Raw genomic sequence first — 17,123 nt, forward strand, 5'->3', positions numbered from 1 at the left:
CTCCCAGACCCCTGGGAGCCGATTAGGCCGCGTTGCCGACCCGGGCCAGCCGACCCGGGATTCGCCTAGCCCTCGTAGGCCCGCAAAGACTCGACAAGGCGCTCCAGCCCTCCCACCACAGCGTCGCGATCTTCGCCCAGTCCGGCGAGAGCCGCGGACTGGATAAGCAACCGCTCCGGGAAATGCTCGTCAACCACCGCGCGTCCGCTATCCGTCATGCTGATGATGACCGCTCGCCGGTCATTGACGCTGGCCTCCCGAGTGACGTATCCACGCTCCTCGAGTTTGCGCAGCGTTCGGCTCACCCACGCTTGTGATACGCCAAGCTCTTCGGCGATGTGCCGAGCGATGACGGGACCTTTGCGATATCGCAGCACGATGAGAATGTCGTGCTCGGGCTCCGGGATAGACGCGGACGTGCACAAAGGTTCAATCGCGCGCGCGAGCAGACCCGAGGCACGCTTCAGCAAGCCAATGATCTCCATGGAGGCTGTGTCGAGATCGGGCCTGTTCTGCGACCAATCGCGCACAGTGATCGAACTCTCCTTGACCACCATCGCGTCCCTTCTTGGATCCTCTCGACCGCGGGATGTGCACGTGCCGACCTAAGGCTATCGAACTCTGCGCGCCCTGCCCGCAAGCTCGGCAACATCGGTGACAACTGGACCGGCGCGGTCTGCGTCACACTGACTAGACACCAATTACTTAACTTATATAGTATTCGTCACGCATCCGTTCAGGACTTTGCCTGTGCTGTGACGACAGATCCGGGAACGAGCGACGTGGAACGTCAACGGGTCAATGATGACCGACACATTCTTGCAGTAAGACATAAGTAACGCTGCGAATACGTGCCGCCATGTCCGCATGCCCGAAGGTCATATCTTAAGGACGGAAAGGGTTAGCTATGAGCATCTCCAGGAGCCGTCGCATACTCAATAAGACCTGGTTGCCGCTCCTATCCCTGGCCATACTTCTGACCGCAGGACTGGCCATCAAGTTCGCACACGGGGTTTTCGGCTCGCAGGACCGAACACACAGCCCGGGAGGCAATTTCGCCGTAGTCCAGTTCAATCCCAAGAACATCGTCTACGAAGTGTTTGGCGACTACGGCGGCTGGGCGAGGGTGAGCTACTGGGACACCAACAACAGACCGGTCGATATCCAGCCCACCTCATTGCCGTGGACACACACCGAGACGACAGTCTTGACGACCGCGACCGGCGACATCACGGCACAGGTGGCAGGCCAAAATGTCGGCTGCCGCATCACCGTTGACGGCTTAGTGCGCTCGGAGCACACCGCAACCGGCGAGCACGCCGGCGTCTGGTGCCAGGTGCTGTCCGCATGAGCGCACATTCCACACAGAAACCGTTCTTCGCCAGGATAATTCGCAAGTTCTCCATACTGGTGGTACTCGCCTGGGCGGCGTTCACCGTCCTGATCAACACCGTGGTTCCGCAGCTCGAACCCGTCACCGACGCGAACCAGGGCCCGCTGGTACCGCTCGACGCTCCGTCATCCCGGGCCCTGATTCACATTGGCGAATCGTTCCAGGAATCCGATAGCAACAGCCTGGCGATGGTCATCCTGGAGGGTGATCACAAGCTCAACGATGCCGATCACAGGTTCTACGACGCGCTGGCCAGCAAGCTGGAGAACGACAAGAAGCACGTCCAGTACGTGATGAACCTGTGGGGTCAGGGCACCACCGCAGCGGGCGTGCAGAGCTCCGACGGGCAAGCCGCGTACACCCTCGTTCGGGTCGCCGGCGACCAGGGCTCGACGGTGTCCGACGAATCCATCCGTGCGGTCCGCGAGCTGGTCGCCGAGATCCAGCCCCCCAACGGGGTCAAGGTGTACGTCTCCGGCTCGGCCCCGCTATCCACGGACATGCTTCAGGTGGGCAACCAAAGCATGATCCGCCTGATGTACGTGACGATCGCCATCATCACGGTGATGCTGTTGATCGTCTACCGATCCGTCGCCACCGCCCTCCTGACGCTGTTGGTGGTGATGGTCGAGTTATCTTGCGGGCGTGGTGTTGTCGCCTTCCTCGCCTATCACAAGCTGATCGGCATCTCGGTCTTTGCGTCGAACATCCTGGTGTCGTTGATCCTCGGCGCCGGGACCGACTACGCGATCTTCTTGATCGGCAGGTACCAGGAGGCGCGGCACGCGGGCGAGGATCGGGAGACGGCGTATTACTCCGCGGTGAAAGGCGTCTCGCACGTCATCCTCGGCTCCGGCCTGGCCATCGCAGGTGCGACGTTCTGTCTTCAGTTCACGCGCCTCAACTACTTCAACACCATGGGCATCCCGTGCGCGGCGGCGACGCTCGTCGCGGTCGCGGCGTCCCTCACGTTTGGGCCCGCGGTGCTGGCGCTGGGTAGCCGCTTCGGGGTTTTCGAGCCGAAAGTCAAGGCAAGTGCCGGTATTTGGCGCAAGGTGGGCACCGTCACCGTGCGTTGGCCGGGCCGGATTCTCGTGGTGAGCAGTGTTGTGGTGCTGATCGGATCGATCACGCTGCCGTCGTACCGTCCCAACTACAACGACCGGATATACATTGCCGACGACGTCCCGGCGAATCAGGGATATGCCGCGGCAGACAGGCACTTTCCGGTGAGCAAGCTCAACAGCGACATGCTCATGATCGAATCCGATCACGACATGCGTAACTCGACGGACATGATCGCGTTGGACAAGGTGGCGCGCGAGGTGTTCCACACACCCGGTGTCGCCATGATCCAGAGCGTCACCAGGCCGCTAGGTACACCGCTGGAGCATTCGTCGTTCACGTACACGATGGGGACCATGGGAACCAAGATCAACGAGATACTCCCGTTTCTTACAGACCTCACCGATCGGTTCACCCAAATGGCCGACATCACCGATCGGATGGCCGCCCTGATGCGCCAACAGCAGGAGCTCACCGGGCAGCAGGCAGGATCGGCGCACATCTCCCTCAAAGGTGCACAGGAGTTGAAAAACGTCACGGTGAGCATGCGGGACACCCTCGCCAATTTCGACGATCAGTTCCGGCCGCTGCGCAATTACTTCTACTGGGAACCGCACTGCGCGGATATCCCGATGTGCTGGGCGATGAGGTCACTGTTCGATATGACCGACCAGGTCGATTCGATGACCGATGCGGTGGACGACAGCCTCAAGGCAGCTGTGATCCAGGACGCGGTCACTCCGCAACTGGTCGAGGTTATTGGCAGAAGCGCCGCCGAACTGGACAACATGAGAAAGGTCGTGCTCACCGAGCAGAGCACCATGCGGCCGATGCTCACCCAGATGAATGAGCTGGGCCGCCAGATGATGGACCTCGGATATGCATTCGACAGTTCGAAGAACGACGAGTTCTTCTACCTGCCCCCCGATGCCTTCGACAATCCGTACTTCCAGATCGACCTGAAGTACTTCGTCTCACCGGACGGGAAATCCGCCCGCTACATGATCTACCACGACGGTGAGGCACTGAGTGAGGAAGGCATTGATCATGCGCAGGCCTATCTGCCCGCCGCCAAGGAGGCTCTCAAAGGAACGACCCTGGCCGGATCGCGGGTCTATCTGGGCGGTGCGGCGGCGACGTACTGGGACATCCAGGACGCCACCAAGACCGATCTCCTGATTGCGGCGATCGCGGCGTTCGCATTGATTTTCCTGGTGATGCTGTTGATCACCCGCAGCGTGGTGGCGGCACTGGTCATTGTCGGCACAGTGGCGTTCTCCTACTCGGGCGCCTTCGGCCTGTCCGTGTTGGTCTGGCAGCACTTCCTCGGTATACCGCTGAGCTGGCTGAACCTGCCGATCACCTTCATCATTCTGGTGGCCGTGGGGTCGGACTACAACCTGTTGCTCATTTCCCGCTATCTGGAGGAGAGCAAGGCAGGGCTCAACACCGGTCTGATCCGTGCGGTGGCCAACTCCGGCAAGGTCGTCACCACCGCGGGCATCGTGTTCGCGACCACGATGATGGCCATGCTGTCCAGCGATCTGCTGTCGGTGGGCCAGCTTGGCTCCATCATCGGCCTGGGCCTGCTGCTGGACACGCTCATCGTGCGGTCGTTCATCACCCCCGCCATTGCCCGGCTGCTCGGGCCGTTGTTCTGGTGGCCCCGGGTGATCCGGTCACGCCCGCTACCCGCCCGCTGATGTGGCGGCATGCCTGGGACCGCATGTGCGGCCCGGGCATGCCGTTCGGGGCACTCGGTTGCTCGCCGGACGACGCTCGCGCGCCGGCCCGGGAGTGCCGGGGAAACCGGGTACGCCAGCGCAACTCCCAGTGAAACTCCCATACCGCGCCGCCGGGTAGGAACACCGTCACGTTCTTCGATGGCACGTCGCACCTCATCAGGTCGAGCCGATATACGGGCCTGTCCGGCCGCACTTCTCGGACCCCCAGGGTATCGAACACCCGTTCGATAGGTCAACGCCTCTAGCGTAAAGCGGTGGCTGACGAGTGCTTGTTTTGCGGGATTGTCTCCGGTGTCGTACCCGGCGTACGCGTCGCGGAGGATGCCAAAACCTATGCCTTCATGGACATCAACCCCGCCTCAGACGGACATCTCCTGGTGGTTCCGAAGCGGCACAGCAAGGATCTGCTCGAGATACCGGCCGATGATCTGAGCGCAGTCACGTTGACCGCCCAGCGGATCGCCCACGCAGTCGTCACCGAACTCAGGGCCGATGGCGTGAACCTTCTGAATTGCTGCGGCGCGCACGCATGGCAGACCGAGTTCCATTTCCACTTCCACGTGATCCCCCGGTATGTCAACAAGTCCAAAGACCGGCTGGGACTGCCCTGGGCGCCCGGCATCCGTGGTGACTTGCACGCGATCAGCGCCCTGGGAAACCGACTGTCCCGCGCGCTGGCGTAGCGTTCGACTCATGAAACCTGGTGATCGTGTCGCCGACTTCGAACTTCCGGACCAGACCGGAACAACCCGCAGCCTGTCCGCGCTCCTGGCCGACGGGCCCGTCGTGCTGTTCTTCTATCCCGCCGCGAACACGCCCGGCTGCACCGCCGAGGCCTGCCATTTCCGGGATTTGGCAAGCGAATTCAAGGAAGTAGGCGCCTCGCGCGTCGGCATCAGCGTCGATTCGGTCGAAAAGCAGGCCGACTTCGCCGACAAGCGCAAGTTCGACTACCCACTGCTCTCGGACAAGGGCGGGGCGATCTCCACGGCGTTTGGCGTCAAGCGCGGACTGCTGGGCAAGCTGGCGCCCGTCAAGCGGACCACGTTCATCATCGACACCGACAAGACGGTGCTTGAGGTGTTCGCAAGCGAGCTCAATATGAACGCGCACGCGGACAAGGCCTTAGAGTTCCTCCGCGCCCGCAAGTAGCACGCGCAACCTAACGCTCTTCACTCAGGAGTTCATCGGCATCGAAGCAGCTGTGCGCGCCGGTGTGGCACGCCGGTCCGGTCTGATCGACTTCGAGTACCAGCGTGTCGCCGTCACAGTCCAGCCGCACCGCGTGCACGTATTGGGTGTGACCCGACGTCTCGCCCTTGACCCACAGGCGCTGACGCGACCGCGAGAAGTAGGTACCGCGTCGCGTCTCCAGGGTCTGCGCCAGGGCCTCGTCGTTCATCCAGGCGACCATCAACACCGTGCCCGTGCCGTGTTCCTGCACCACCGCGGTCACCAGGCCGGCTGAGTCACGCTTCAGGCGGTCGGCAATGGCCGGATCGAGCTCGCTCATCGCACGGTGATCCCTTCTGCGGCCATGGCCGCTTTCACCTCGCCGATGGTCAGCTCGCGGAAATGAAAGACACTGGCCGCCAGCACCGCGTCGGCCCCGGCCTTGACTGCCGGCGCGAAATGCGCAGCAGCGCCGGCCCCGCCACTGGCGATCACCGGAACGTCCACCGCCGCACGCGCGGCCGTGATCATCGCGAGATCGAACCCCGCCTTGGTGCCGTCCGCGTCCATGGAATTGAGCAGGATCTCCCCTACCCCCAATTCAGCTCCGCGCGTTGTCCATTCGATGGCATCGATCCCGGTGCCCGTGCGGCCGCCATGGGTCGTGACTTCCCATCCCGACGGCGTCGGCGTGTCACCCTCGCGGACCCGGCGCGCATCCACGCTCAGCACAATGCACTGCGATCCGAACCGCTGTGCCAGCTCGGCCAGCAGCTCGGGGCGCGCGATTGCCGCGGTGTTGACGCCGACCTTGTCCGCACCGGCGCGCAGCAGCACGTTGACGTCTTCCACCGATCGCACGCCGCCGCCCACCGTCAACGGAATGAACACCTGCTCGGCGGTGCGCCGCACCACATCCAGCATCGTCGCCCGACCCGAGGACGAGGCGGTGACGTCGAGGAACGTCAGTTCGTCCACACCCTCGGCGTCATATGCGGCGGCGAGCTCCACCGGATCTCCGGCATCACGCAGGTTTTCGAAGTTCACACCCTTGACCACTCGACCATCGTCGACGTCAAGACAGGCGATGACACGGGTAGCAACACTCATCGGTAGTCCTCCGGATCCCCGACCTCAGCCAGTACTTCGAGGATCTGTTCGTGCGCGCCGGGCGCGGCCACCAGCACCGACGGCGATTCGGGGGTCCAGGGATTGCCGCCGAGGTCCGTCGCGTGACCGCCCGCGGCCTGAACCAGTGCGATACCGGCAGCGTGGTCCCACACGTGCGCGCCGAAACTCACCGCACCGCCCAGTATCCCGCCCGCGGTGAACGCCAAATCGATCCCGGTGCTGCCGTGCATACGCAGTCGCGACGTGATGCGGCTCAGCTTCTCCAGCACCGCCAGTCGATAGCGCCCCGGCACCCGGCCCTTCCAGTCCACATTGAAGGTGCCCAGCCCCACCGCCACATCCGCGAGATCGACGCGGGGCAACGGCGGCATCGGCACGCCGTTGCGCACCAGCGGACCACCCGTGAAGCCTGTGTACTTGTCCCCCATGAACGGCAACCAGGTCAGGCCGGCGACCGGTTCTCCATCCGAGAGCAGCCCGAGCAGAATTGCCGCCATCGGTGAACCCGCCGCGTAGTTCACGGTGCCGTCGATCGGGTCGACCACCCAGACCAGCCCGGAATCGACGGCCGGACCGCCGAATTCCTCACCGTGCACACTGATTCCGGTGCGCTCGTTGAGTGCCGCCACCACCATCCGTTCGATGGCCAGGTCCTCCTCGGTGGCGAAGTCCTTGCCGCCCTTGAAGACGACACCATCGGCCCCGTGCCCGGCCACGAAACGCTGCGCCGCCACGTCCAGAATCGCGGACGCCTCAGAAATCAGCGCAGCCAGCTCCGCAGTCGTAGGCATATCAGGAAACGGCAGTCAACGCGTCGGGCAGGGTGAAACGGCCGGCGTAGAGGGCCTTTCCGACGATCGCGCCCTCGATACCGGCCCCGGTCAGTTCTGCGATGGCCCGCAGGTCATCCAGGCTCGAAACCCCGCCCGAGGCAATGACAGGCGCGTTCGCCACACCCGCGACCTGTGCCAGCAGTTCGAGGTTCGGCCCGGTGAGGGTGCCATCCTTCGTGACGTCGGTGACCACGTAACGCGAACACCCTTGTGAGCGCAGACGTTCCAGCACCTCCCAGAGGTCGCCGCCGTCGCTGACCCAGCCACGGCCGCGTAACCGGTGCTCGCCGTCCACGATTTGGACGTCGAGCCCCACCGCGACCCGTTCACCATGCCGGGCGATGGCCGAGGCGCACCATTCGGGGTCCTCCAGCGCGGCAGTGCCGAGATTGACTCGGGCGCAACCGGTTGCGAGCGCTGCCGCCAACGATTCGTCGTCCCGGATGCCACCGGAGAGCTCCACCTTCACATCGAGCTCGCCGACCACCTGGGCCAGCAGCTCGCGGTTGGAACCGCGTCCGAAGGCGGCATCCAGGTCCACCAGGTGCACCCACTCGGCACCATCGTTCTGCCACGCCAGCGCCGCATCACGCGGTGAGCCGTAGGTGGTTTCACTGCCCGCCTTGCCCTGCACCAGGCGCACGGCCTGGCCGTCGGCGACGTCGACCGCTGGTAATAGAACGAGACTCAAGAGATTCCCTTCACCCAATTGCTCAACAACACGGCCCCCGCGTCACCACTCTTCTCCGGATGGAACTGTGTGGCAGCAAGTGACCCATTCTCCACCGCCGCGATAAACGGCACGTGATGGGTCGCCCATGTCAGCAGCGGCTTCGCAATGGGCGACTCGGCAGGAGTTTCCAGCTCCCATTTCTGCACCGCGTAGGAGTGCACGAAGTAAAAGCGCGTGTCGGCGTCCAGCCCGGCGAACAGGTCCGACCCGGTCGGGGCATCGACGGTGTTCCAGCCCATGTGCGGGATGACCGGTGCGTCCAGGCGGCTGACCACGCCTGGCCACTGGCCGCATCCTTCGGTGTCGACACCGAATTCAATACCGTGACCGAACAGGATCTGCATGCCGACGCAGATGCCCAGTAACGGGCGGCCACCGGACAGCCGAACGTCGATGATGCGCTCGCCGTCAATGCCGCGCAGCCCCTCCATACACGCCGCGAAGGCGCCAACGCCGGGGACGACCAGACCGTCGGCATTGAGCGCCGTATTGGCATCGGCGGTCACCGTGACGTCGGCACCGACTCTTTCCAGTGCGCGCTGTGCGGATCTTAGATTGCCCGAACCGTAGTCGAGAACAACGACTTTGGGCCCAGCACCGGTCACAGGCTGCCCTTGGTCGACGGCACGCCGGTGACCCGCGGATCGGGCTCGACGGCCTGGCGCAGCGCTCTGGCCACGGCCTTGTACTGGGCCTCGGTGATGTGGTGCGGGTCGCGACCGTACAGGGTGCGCACATGCAGCGCGATCCGCGCGTTGAGCGCCAACGACTCGAACACGTGCGCATTGATGACGGTGTGGTACGGAACCGAAGAGCCCGCGATCGTGGTGTGCAGCAGGTGGTCCGGCTCGCCGGTGTGCACGCAGTACGGTCGGCCCGAGACGTCCACCGCGGCATGGGCCAGGGTCTCGTCCATCGGGATGAAGGCATCCCCGAACCTGCGGATTCCCTTCTTGTCCCCCAGCGCCTCGGCGAGTGCCTGCCCGAGAGTGATGGCGGTGTCCTCCACGGTGTGGTGCGCCTCGATCTCGGTGTCCCCCTTGGCGGTGATCTTCAGATCGAAACTGGCGTGCGTCCCCAAGGCGGTGAGCATGTGGTCGAAGAACGGCACTCCGGTATCGATGTGCACCTGACCGGTGCCATCCAGGTTCAGTTCCACCACGATGTCCGACTCGCGGGTGGCGCGGGCTACTCGTGCCACCCGGTTCCACGCGGATGCTGTCATGAGGGCGCACCTTTCTCTAGGTCCGTCGCGGCCAGTGTGTCGCTGACCTTCAAGAACACGTCATTCTCGCTCGCCAGCCCGATGGTGACACGCAAATACCCCGGAATCCCGACATCCCGGATGAGAACGCCCGCATCGAGATACCGCTGCCAGCTCGCCGCCGAATCAACGAATCTGCCGAACAGCACGAAGTTCGCGTCACTGGGAATAACCCGGAATCCGCTGGCCGACAACCCCTCCGACACTCTGATGCGTTCGGTAACCAACGTCGCGACGCTACCGAGGGTCTCGGCGCGGTGTTTCACCGCGGCGCGAGCGGCGGCCTGGGTGAGCACCGACAGGTGGTACGGCAGCCGCACCAAGAGCAGCGCGTCAATAACGGCCGGCGCCGCCACCAGGTATCCAAGCCGTCCTCCCGCGAAGGCGAAGGCCTTACTCATGGTGCGGCTTACGATCAGCTTCGCCGGATACTCGTCCACAAGCGTGATTCCACTGGGCGCCGCCGAGAATTCGCCGTATGCCTCATCCAGGATCACCACTCCGGGAGCCGCGTCAAGGATCTGACGCAGGTCCTCCAACGGAACAGACTGTCCCGTCGGGTTGTTGGGGCTCGTCACAAACACAACGTCGGGCTGACGCTCCCGAATCGCCGCGACCGCCGTGCGGATATCCAGCGAGAAATCCTCCGAACGCTGGGCCTGCAGCCATTCGGTCTGGGTTCCATCGGAAATGATCGGGTGCATCGAGTAGGACGGCGTGAACCCCAACGCGGTACGGCCCGGACCACCGAAGGCCTGCAGCAGCTGCTGCAGTATTTCGTTGGAGCCATTTGCCGCCCATACATTCTCGGCACCCACGGGCACACCCGTCTGCTCTGCCAAGTAGGCCGCCAGATCGGTACGCAAGGCCACCGCGTCCCGGTCCGGGTAGCGATGCAGGTCCGCAGCTACCCGTCGGACCGAGTCCGCCACATCGTCGATGAGACCGGCCGACGGCTCGTGCGGGTTCTCGTTGGTGTTCAGCCGCACCGGCACGGTCAACTGTGGTGCGCCGTAAGGACTCTTGCCGCGCAGGCTGTCCCGCAGCGGCAGGTCCTCGAGTCGGGCCGCGCTGCCGATCAGAGCGCTCATGATCGCTCGAACCTGCGTCGAACCGCCTCACCGTGCGCAGGCAGATTCTCTGCGTTGGCGAGCGTGATCACGTGTCCGGAAACCTCTTTGAGAGCGGCCTCGGTGTAATCCACGATGTGGATACCGCGCAGGAAGGTCTGCACGGACAGCCCGCTGGAATGCCGTGCACATCCGGCGGTGGGGAGTACGTGATTGGATCCGGCACAGTAGTCGCCGAGGCTTACCGGCGACCATGGCCCCAGGAAGATCGCACCGGCATTGCGTACGCGCGCGGCCACCGGCACCGGATCGGCCGTCTGAATTTCCAAGTGCTCGGCCGCGTAGGCATTCACGACCTTGATTCCCGCACTGAGGTCATCGACGAGAACGATTCCGGATTGAGTGCCGGTCAGCGCGGCGGTGACGCGTTCTGCGTGCACCGTCGTCTCCAGCTGTGCGGCAGTCTCTTTCACCACCGCGTCGGCCAGCTTCTCGCTCGTGGTGACGAGCACGCTCGCCGCCAGCACGTCGTGTTCGGCCTGGCTGATCAGGTCCGCGGCCACATGTATCGGATCGGCGGTCTCATCGGCGAGCACGGCGATTTCGGTGGGGCCGGCCTCGGCGTCGATGCCTACCAGCGATCGGCACAACCGCTTGGCCGCGGTCACGTAGATATTGCCGGGCCCGGTGATCATGTCGACCGATGCGAGCTCGGCACCGTCGGTATCGGTCCCACCGTGCGCCAGCAGCGCGACACCCTGCGCACCACCCACTGCCCAGATCTCCTCGACGCCGAGTAGCTGTGCGGCCGCGAGAATCGTCGGGTGAGGCAGCCCGCCGAACTGGGCCTGCGGTGGTGAGGCGATGACGAGCGATCCCACCCCGGCTGTCTGCGCCGGGACGACGTTCATCACGACGCTCGACGGGTACACGGCGTTACCGCCCGGAACGTATAGGCCCACGCGCTCGACGGCAACCCAACGCTCGGTGACGGTGGCGCCATCCGCGACGGTGGTCACCGTGTCCTGGCGACGCTGATCGGCATGCACCGCACGTGCCCGCAGAATGGCCACCTCGAGCGCGTCCCGCACCGCCGGGTCCAGCTCTGCAAGGGCGCGCTCCCGCTCCGCGGCCGGAACACGGACGGTCGCGGGGCGAACGCCATCGAACTGGGCGCTGAATTCCAGTGCGGCCTCGGCGCCGCGGTCCCTGACCGCCTCTACGACGGGCCGCACCGTCGGCAGCACCGCATCGACGTCGGTCCCGCCCCGCGGAAGGGCAGAGCGCAGATGGGACGGGGACAGGTTCGCACCACGCATGTCGATACGGCGAAGCAGCGATGAGCCGCTTGCGCGAAGAGCATCTGATGGGGTGGGTCCGTCGCTCACACCACCATTCTCCCAGAGCTACTCAACACCATTTACCAGGCAGTCACCGGTTGTGTGTGACGCACGTCTAACTAGACTCATCGGCAGGAAGACCGTACCGACCCACAACGATCGGATCATCGATGACAGCAAACAATCAGCCCGGCGTGCCCATGCTCATGCCCGAGTGGCTTGAGCGAGCTCAGATCAAGCTCATGAACCCACTCATGGCCCCTATCGCGCGCTTTCTGCCTTCATTCGCCACAGTTACGCACTTCGGCCGCACGTCAGGCACCAGGTACGAAACCACCGTGAACGCATTCCGCAAAGGCAATGTCATCTCCATCGGACTGATTCACGGTAAGACCAACTGGACCAAGAATGTGATCGCCGCGGGCGGCGCCGACATCAAGCTCTTTCGCGGCAAGCAGATCCATGTGATCAACCCGCGCATCGTGGAGCAAGGCCAGGGAGATCCGGCACTGACCCGCTCGACCCGCCAAGTCAACAAGGTCGCAGGAGTCTTCGTCGCCGATATCGCGAAGTAGCTCCCGTGTTGGATGCCCCCGGCTTCGATCGCCTGGTCCGGGGGCGATCGGCGATACGCGCCTTTCTCGAAGCCCCGGTTCCGCGGGAGATCCTGCAGGCCGCGTTGGAAACCGCACAACACGCGCCATCCAACTCGAACATCCAGCCCTGGAGGGTCGCCGTTGTCGAGGGCCGGACGCGGGACACGCTGGCGACCGCGCTGACCGCATACGCGCAGGAGCACGGTCTGGCCCGCATGGATCTCCCCGATGAGTTCCAGCTCCAGCGGCGCGCGTTGGGCGCCCAGGTGTACGGATCGATGGGAATCGAGCGATATGACTCCGACGCGCGGTTCCACGCCACCCTGCGCAACTTCAGCTTCTTCGGGGCCCCGACGGCCGCGCTGGTGGGACTCGATGCCCGGCTGGGCATCCCCGACGCCGCGGGAGTCGGCATCTATCTGCAGACGCTGGCACTTGCCCTCTATGCACACGGAGTCGACACCTGCATGCAGGTGGCACCCGCCATGTTTCCCGAAGTGGTGCGCCCCGTTGTGGGTTTCTCCCCACAGATCGATCTGGTGTGTGCGGTGGCGATCGGATACCGCGACCCGTCGGCACCGGTCAATTCGGTGCGCTCGCCCCGCAATCCGGTTTCCGAGAACGTCACGTTCCTGGAATGAGGAACTCCTGCTCGGGCCGCCCCGTGGTGCCGTACCGCAACCGCATCTCCACGTCCGACGCCCCTACCAGCGACGCGAGATAGCGTTGCGCCGTCGCGCGTGAGATCCCCACCGCGACGGCAACTTCCGCTGAGGACATCGGTGAGGACGCATCCCGGACGGCCTGCAGCACGATCTGCTTGGTCGGTGACGACGGTGTCGCCAAACGTGGCGCGCCGGCACTCGGGCGCAGGCACTCCAACGCGGCGTCTATCTCTGCGGCGCTGAGCTCGTCGCCGTCAAGGATCTTGCGGTAGCGCGCATATGCGGTGAGCCGCGCCACCAGCGCGGCATGGGCGAACGGCTTCGCCAGGTAGCTCACCGCACCGGCGATCAATGCTTGCCGGATCGTGTTGCCCTCGACCGCGGCCGACAGGACAAGGGCATCGCAACGCAGCTCGCGCACGAAGTCGATCCCGGAACCGTCGGGCAGATACACGTCGACCAGCGCGAGATCAATGGCGATAGAGCTCACCGCGTCGTGTGCCGCGCTGATGCTGTTCGCGATCGCCACCACCGTGAATCCCGGAACGGCGTCGACGATCCCGGCGTGCAAGTTAGCCACCCGGAAGTCATCGTCGACAATCAGCACAGCGATCTCGGATTCATTCATTCCGGTACCTTCCCTCCGGTGTCGGCCATGACCGATGGCATTCGCGCGATGAACTCCGCCCCCGCGAGTCCGGGCCCCGCACCCGCTGCCGTCGCCAGCCACACGTCACCGCCGTGCCCCCGTGCGATCTGGCGAGCCAACGCCAGACCGACGCCGCGGCCACCCGGAACCGCCGCGTCCTCCTTGGTCGAGATCCCCTCCACGAACAGACCATCCGTCATGGATTCGGCAACCCCGTCACCGCTGTCGGCCACGGTGATATGCAGTGTCGAACCGTCCTGAACCACCCCGACCTCGACCCGTCGCTGCGGATCCGAGCCGGTGCGCGCCGCGTCGATCGCGTTATCGATCAGGTTGCCCAACACGGTGGTGACATCCACCAGGTGCACGAGAGTGCCGGATACCCAGGTGTTGTCTCCCAGCCTCAGCGTGACGCCCGCCTCTCGGGCATTCGCGGTCTTCGCGGCGATGAAAGCCTGAAGATAGGGATCGCTCACTGTCTCGATGTCCGGGAGCGCGGCGCCCAACGGGCCACTGCCGAGAAGCTCGTCCAGGAAATGTGCAGCCTCCTGGGTTCGGTGCGCGTGCACCAGCCCGCTGAGCAGGTGCAAGCGGTTCGCGAATTCATGCCGCTGGGCCCGCAGCACGGCGCTCATGGACTGCACGGCGTCCAATTGCCGGGTCAGCGATTCGACATCCGTGCGATCGCGCACGGTCAGTACCGCTCCCAGCGGGCGGCCTTCCCGAGTCACCGGACGCGCCGTGATCACCACGACGCGCTCGCCCACCATCGCCATAACCGGCACCGCGGACATGTCCCGCAGCACCGAAAGAACCCTTGGCGTCAAACCGATATCACCGACCTGCCGCCCCGCGACGTCGCCCAGTTCCAGTAGACGCGCGGCTTCGTCATTGACGACGGTGGTTCTTCCGTCGACATCAATGCCCAGCACCCCCTCCCCGATGCCGTGCAGAACCGCGGCCTGTTCGCGCACCAACTCGGCCAGCTCCTCGGGCTCCAGACCGAGCGTGAGGCTTCGCCACCGGCGAGCCAACAACACCGAGCCGGCGATTCCGCACAGAAATGCCGCGCCCACGATCCATCCCGCGATGCGCAGATCGGACAACAAACGGTCGCGTACCGCGGCCGTCGACACGCCTACGCTCACCTCCCCCACCACGGTCGATGAACCGGGTTGCCGCACCGGCACTTTGGCCCTGACGGAGCCGCCCAGGGTGCCGGTTTCCACCACGACGACGTCGCGCCCGGCGAGGGCGCCGGAGGGGTCGGTGCTGACGGGATGACCCAGTCGCTCCTGCGTGGGATGGGCCAGCCGGATCCCGTGCTCATCGGTGATCACCACGAACAGTGCCTCGTTGCGCTCCTGCACCGCGGTCGCGATGCGTTGCAACTGCCCGTCCGAAAGCTCGTTCGTGAGACCCACACCCGGAGTGAGCGTCCCCTGCGCGTAATCGGTGACCCGGGCACGGACCTCCGGCATGGCCGCGACGGTGCCCGCGATCGCCAGTGCCCGCTGCCCGTACTCGGAGGAAAGCCGTCTATCGCCCACCACAGCAAGGATCGCGAACGCCAACCCCAGGGCCAGGAAAACGACGGCAACCTGCAGAAGAAGCACTTGAGTGCGCAATCGCAGCACTGTGCGCTTCCCGGAACTCATGTGCCAGAGCGTAGGCAGACCGTGCGCAGAATGCGCAAAACTGACGAAATCCACGATTTGCGCGGGTAGCGCGCACAAGCAGAAATCTGTGACACGCACCACTTATGTTCAGTCTCCAGCGGCTAGCGAAGGAGAAGGCAATGGCGCTTCCACTCATCGAACTTCAGGGCGCAACCAAACGGTTCCCCTCCAATCGAGGCGACGGCATCCACACCGCGGTACGAGATCTGGACATCACCGTCGACGCCGGGGAATTCGTCGCCGTGGTCGGCCCCACCGGATGCGGCAAATCCACCACCTTGTCCCTCGTGTCCGGACTCGAGCCGCCGTCGGCCGGCCGTGTCCTGGTACGCGGCAAGGACGTATCCGGAATTCCGGCGGGTATCGGATACATGTTTCAGCAGGACGCGGTGCTGCCGTGGAAGAACGTCATCGACAACGTGGCCCTTGGCCCGATATACCGCGGCGCGGGCAAGGACGAGGCTCGTGAGAAGGCCGCCAACTGGGTGCGAACTGTCGGCCTCGCCGGTTTCGAGAAGTACTACCCACATCAGCTCTCCGGTGGCATGCGCAAGCGCGTGGCGCTGGCGCAGACGTTGGTCAACGAGCCCGAGATTCTGCTCATGGACGAACCGTTCAGCGCGCTGGACGTGCAGACCCGCCAACTCATGCAGGACGAACTGCTGCGGGTGTGGTCAGGCACCGGCGCGGCGGTCATCTTTGTCACTCACGACCTGGAGGAGGCAATCGCGCTCGCAGACCGGGTCGTGGTGATGACCGCCAGCCCCGCCACCGTGTGCGGCGACTTCCCTGTCACACTGTCGCGCCCCCGGGATGTCGAGGAGGTCAGGCTCACCGACGAGTTCCGAACCATCTACCGCGAGATCTGGGAAACACTGCGCGATCAGGTCGAGGCAGCCCGCGCGAAGGGAGAGTCTCGTGTCGCATAGCCTGCTCGAACGTCCGGCGGCAGAGAGTGACGAGGCGATCCTGCAACGCGCGCGTAAAAATAAGCGTCGCAGCCAGATTCGCATATGGGGACTGCGGACCCTGCTGGTGGTGGTGTGGCTGGTCTCGTGGGAGCTGGCGGCGACGCTGTGGCTGGACCCCTTCTTCTATTCGAAGCCCTCGTTGATCTGGGCGCGATTGGTCGAGTGGTTCACTACCGGCACCCAGTTCGGCTCGATATGGCTACAGATCTTCACCACCGTGGAAGAGGCCGTTCTGGGCTTCCTGATCGGCACCGTCGCGGGCGTCACCTTGGGTGTGTTGTTGGGCCGCAGTCGCTACTGGTCGGAGGTGCTCGCCCCGTTCATCAAGGCGCTCAACGCCGTTCCGCGCATCGTGCTGGCCTCCCTGTTCATCATCTGGTTCGGCCTGGGGCTGAGCTCCAAGGTTGCCACCGTAGTGGTTCTGGTGTTCTTCGCGGTGTTCTTCAACGCATTCACCGGTGCGCGCGAGGTCGATGGGAACGTGATCAACAACGCCCGGATTCTCGGTGCCAGCCCTACCCGCATCCTGACCTCGATCGTGCTGCCCAGTGCGACAAGCTGGATCCTGTCGAGTTTGCATACCGCATTCGGGTTTGCCCTCATCGGCGCCGTCGTCGGTGAATATGCCGGTGCGAGCAAGGGATTGGGCCTTTTGATCAGCAATGCTCAGGGCACGTTCGACTCCGCCGGCATCTACGCCGGCATGATCATCATCACGGTCGTTGCTCTGCTCGCCGAATGGCTTATCGGTATCGCCGAATCGCGGCTGCTGAAATGGCGGCCCTCGCAGTCGAGTTCGGGTCACGGGGTGTAGGG

At 64.4% G+C, this 17,123-nt stretch carries 19 protein-coding genes; 8 read left to right on the top strand and 11 right to left on the bottom strand.

Annotation, left to right across the window (positions count from 1 at the left end; all coding sequences use genetic code 11):
• Window positions 1–65: 65 nt before the first annotated feature.
• Complete coding sequence (locus DSM43276_RS11775; RefSeq protein ID WP_078329939.1) at window positions 66–557, bottom strand: MarR family winged helix-turn-helix transcriptional regulator; 492 nt, start codon at window positions 555–557, stop codon at window positions 66–68.
• Window positions 558–907: 350 nt separating this feature from the next.
• Here DSM43276_RS11775 and DSM43276_RS11780 point away from each other — a divergent pair, with 350 nt between their 5' ends.
• The 4 genes from DSM43276_RS11780 (at window position 908) to DSM43276_RS11795 (ending at window position 5,355) form a co-directional block, all read left to right on the top strand.
• Window positions 908–1,351, top strand: a complete 444-nt coding sequence (locus DSM43276_RS11780) for an MmpS family transport accessory protein (protein ID WP_078329938.1) — start codon at window positions 908–910, stop codon at window positions 1,349–1,351.
• On the top strand, window positions 1,348–4,161 hold the full coding sequence (locus DSM43276_RS11785; RefSeq protein WP_078329937.1) for an MMPL/RND family transporter: 2,814 nt from the start codon (window positions 1,348–1,350) through the stop codon (window positions 4,159–4,161). The genes DSM43276_RS11780 and DSM43276_RS11785 overlap by 4 nt, the downstream gene beginning before the upstream one ends.
• A gap of 296 nt (window positions 4,162–4,457) precedes the next feature.
• The gene (locus DSM43276_RS11790) at window positions 4,458–4,886 is read left to right on the top strand and encodes an HIT family protein (protein WP_078329936.1); all 429 of its coding nucleotides are present in this window, start codon (window positions 4,458–4,460) and stop codon (window positions 4,884–4,886) included.
• A gap of 10 nt (window positions 4,887–4,896) precedes the next feature.
• Complete coding sequence (locus DSM43276_RS11795; protein ID WP_078329935.1) at window positions 4,897–5,355, top strand: peroxiredoxin; 459 nt, start codon at window positions 4,897–4,899, stop codon at window positions 5,353–5,355.
• Window positions 5,356–5,365: 10 nt separating this feature from the next.
• Here the strand turns inward: DSM43276_RS11795 and hisI are convergent, their stop codons facing one another.
• The 8 genes from hisI to hisD are packed head-to-tail and all read right to left on the bottom strand — an operon-like array spanning window position 5,366 to window position 11,726.
• A complete protein-coding gene (hisI, locus tag DSM43276_RS11800) occupies window positions 5,366–5,716 on the bottom strand; it encodes a phosphoribosyl-AMP cyclohydrolase (RefSeq protein ID WP_078295581.1) in 351 nt (116 codons plus the stop codon).
• Complete coding sequence (gene hisF / locus DSM43276_RS11805) at window positions 5,713–6,486, bottom strand: imidazole glycerol phosphate synthase subunit HisF (RefSeq protein ID WP_078329934.1); 774 nt, start codon at window positions 6,484–6,486, stop codon at window positions 5,713–5,715. Before hisF ends, hisI begins: the two co-directional genes overlap by 4 nt.
• A complete protein-coding gene (locus DSM43276_RS11810) occupies window positions 6,483–7,298 on the bottom strand; it encodes an inositol monophosphatase family protein (RefSeq protein ID WP_078329933.1) in 816 nt (271 codons plus the stop codon). Before DSM43276_RS11810 ends, hisF begins: the two co-directional genes overlap by 4 nt.
• Window position 7,299: 1 nt before the next feature.
• Window positions 7,300–8,031 carry a bifunctional 1-(5-phosphoribosyl)-5-((5-phosphoribosylamino)methylideneamino)imidazole-4-carboxamide isomerase/phosphoribosylanthranilate isomerase PriA gene (gene priA, locus DSM43276_RS11815; protein ID WP_078329932.1) on the bottom strand — a complete coding sequence of 244 codons (732 nt, stop codon included), beginning with the start codon at window positions 8,029–8,031 and terminating at the stop codon, window positions 7,300–7,302.
• The gene (gene hisH, locus DSM43276_RS11820; RefSeq protein WP_078329931.1) at window positions 8,028–8,678 is read right to left on the bottom strand and encodes an imidazole glycerol phosphate synthase subunit HisH; all 651 of its coding nucleotides are present in this window, start codon (window positions 8,676–8,678) and stop codon (window positions 8,028–8,030) included. The genes priA and hisH overlap by 4 nt, the downstream gene beginning before the upstream one ends.
• The gene (gene hisB / locus DSM43276_RS11825; RefSeq protein ID WP_046253775.1) at window positions 8,675–9,298 is read right to left on the bottom strand and encodes an imidazoleglycerol-phosphate dehydratase HisB; all 624 of its coding nucleotides are present in this window, start codon (window positions 9,296–9,298) and stop codon (window positions 8,675–8,677) included. The genes hisH and hisB overlap by 4 nt, the downstream gene beginning before the upstream one ends.
• On the bottom strand, window positions 9,295–10,428 hold the full coding sequence (locus DSM43276_RS11830; protein ID WP_078329930.1) for a histidinol-phosphate transaminase: 1,134 nt from the start codon (window positions 10,426–10,428) through the stop codon (window positions 9,295–9,297). The genes hisB and DSM43276_RS11830 overlap by 4 nt, the downstream gene beginning before the upstream one ends.
• Window positions 10,425–11,726, bottom strand: a complete 1,302-nt coding sequence (hisD, locus tag DSM43276_RS11835; RefSeq protein WP_078329929.1) for a histidinol dehydrogenase — start codon at window positions 11,724–11,726, stop codon at window positions 10,425–10,427. The genes DSM43276_RS11830 and hisD overlap by 4 nt, the downstream gene beginning before the upstream one ends.
• Before the next feature lie 221 nt (window positions 11,727–11,947).
• Between hisD and DSM43276_RS11840 the strand changes: the two genes are divergently transcribed.
• Complete coding sequence (locus DSM43276_RS11840; protein ID WP_078329928.1) at window positions 11,948–12,322, top strand: nitroreductase family deazaflavin-dependent oxidoreductase; 375 nt, start codon at window positions 11,948–11,950, stop codon at window positions 12,320–12,322.
• A 5-nt stretch (window positions 12,323–12,327) separates the two neighbouring features.
• Entirely contained in the window at window positions 12,328–12,984 is a 657-nt protein-coding gene (locus DSM43276_RS11845) for a nitroreductase (protein WP_078329927.1), read from the top strand.
• Here the strand turns inward: DSM43276_RS11845 and DSM43276_RS11850 are convergent.
• Together DSM43276_RS11850 and DSM43276_RS11855 are read right to left on the bottom strand one after the other, a co-directional pair.
• Window positions 12,968–13,636, bottom strand: coding sequence for a response regulator (locus DSM43276_RS11850; protein WP_078329926.1), 669 nt, complete (start codon window positions 13,634–13,636; stop codon window positions 12,968–12,970). The genes DSM43276_RS11845 and DSM43276_RS11850 overlap by 17 nt on opposite strands.
• On the bottom strand, window positions 13,633–15,315 hold the full coding sequence (locus tag DSM43276_RS11855; RefSeq protein WP_234803045.1) for an ATP-binding protein: 1,683 nt from the start codon (window positions 15,313–15,315) through the stop codon (window positions 13,633–13,635). Before DSM43276_RS11855 ends, DSM43276_RS11850 begins: the two co-directional genes overlap by 4 nt.
• 140 nt (window positions 15,316–15,455) lie before the next feature.
• On the opposite strand from DSM43276_RS11855, the gene DSM43276_RS11860 reads away from it, so the two are divergent.
• Together DSM43276_RS11860 and DSM43276_RS11865 are read left to right on the top strand one after the other, a co-directional pair.
• Window positions 15,456–16,265 (top strand): ABC transporter ATP-binding protein, encoded by an 810-nt coding sequence (locus tag DSM43276_RS11860; protein WP_109556132.1) that lies wholly within the window; start codon window positions 15,456–15,458, stop codon window positions 16,263–16,265.
• Window positions 16,255–17,121, top strand: coding sequence for an ABC transporter permease (locus DSM43276_RS11865; protein ID WP_234803044.1), 867 nt, complete (start codon window positions 16,255–16,257; stop codon window positions 17,119–17,121). Before DSM43276_RS11860 ends, DSM43276_RS11865 begins: the two co-directional genes overlap by 11 nt.
• The last annotated feature ends 2 nt before the right edge of the window (window positions 17,122–17,123 follow it).

This window comes from Mycobacteroides salmoniphilum, from assembly GCF_004924335.1.
Lineage (GTDB): Bacteria > Actinomycetota > Actinomycetes > Mycobacteriales > Mycobacteriaceae > Mycobacterium > Mycobacterium salmoniphilum.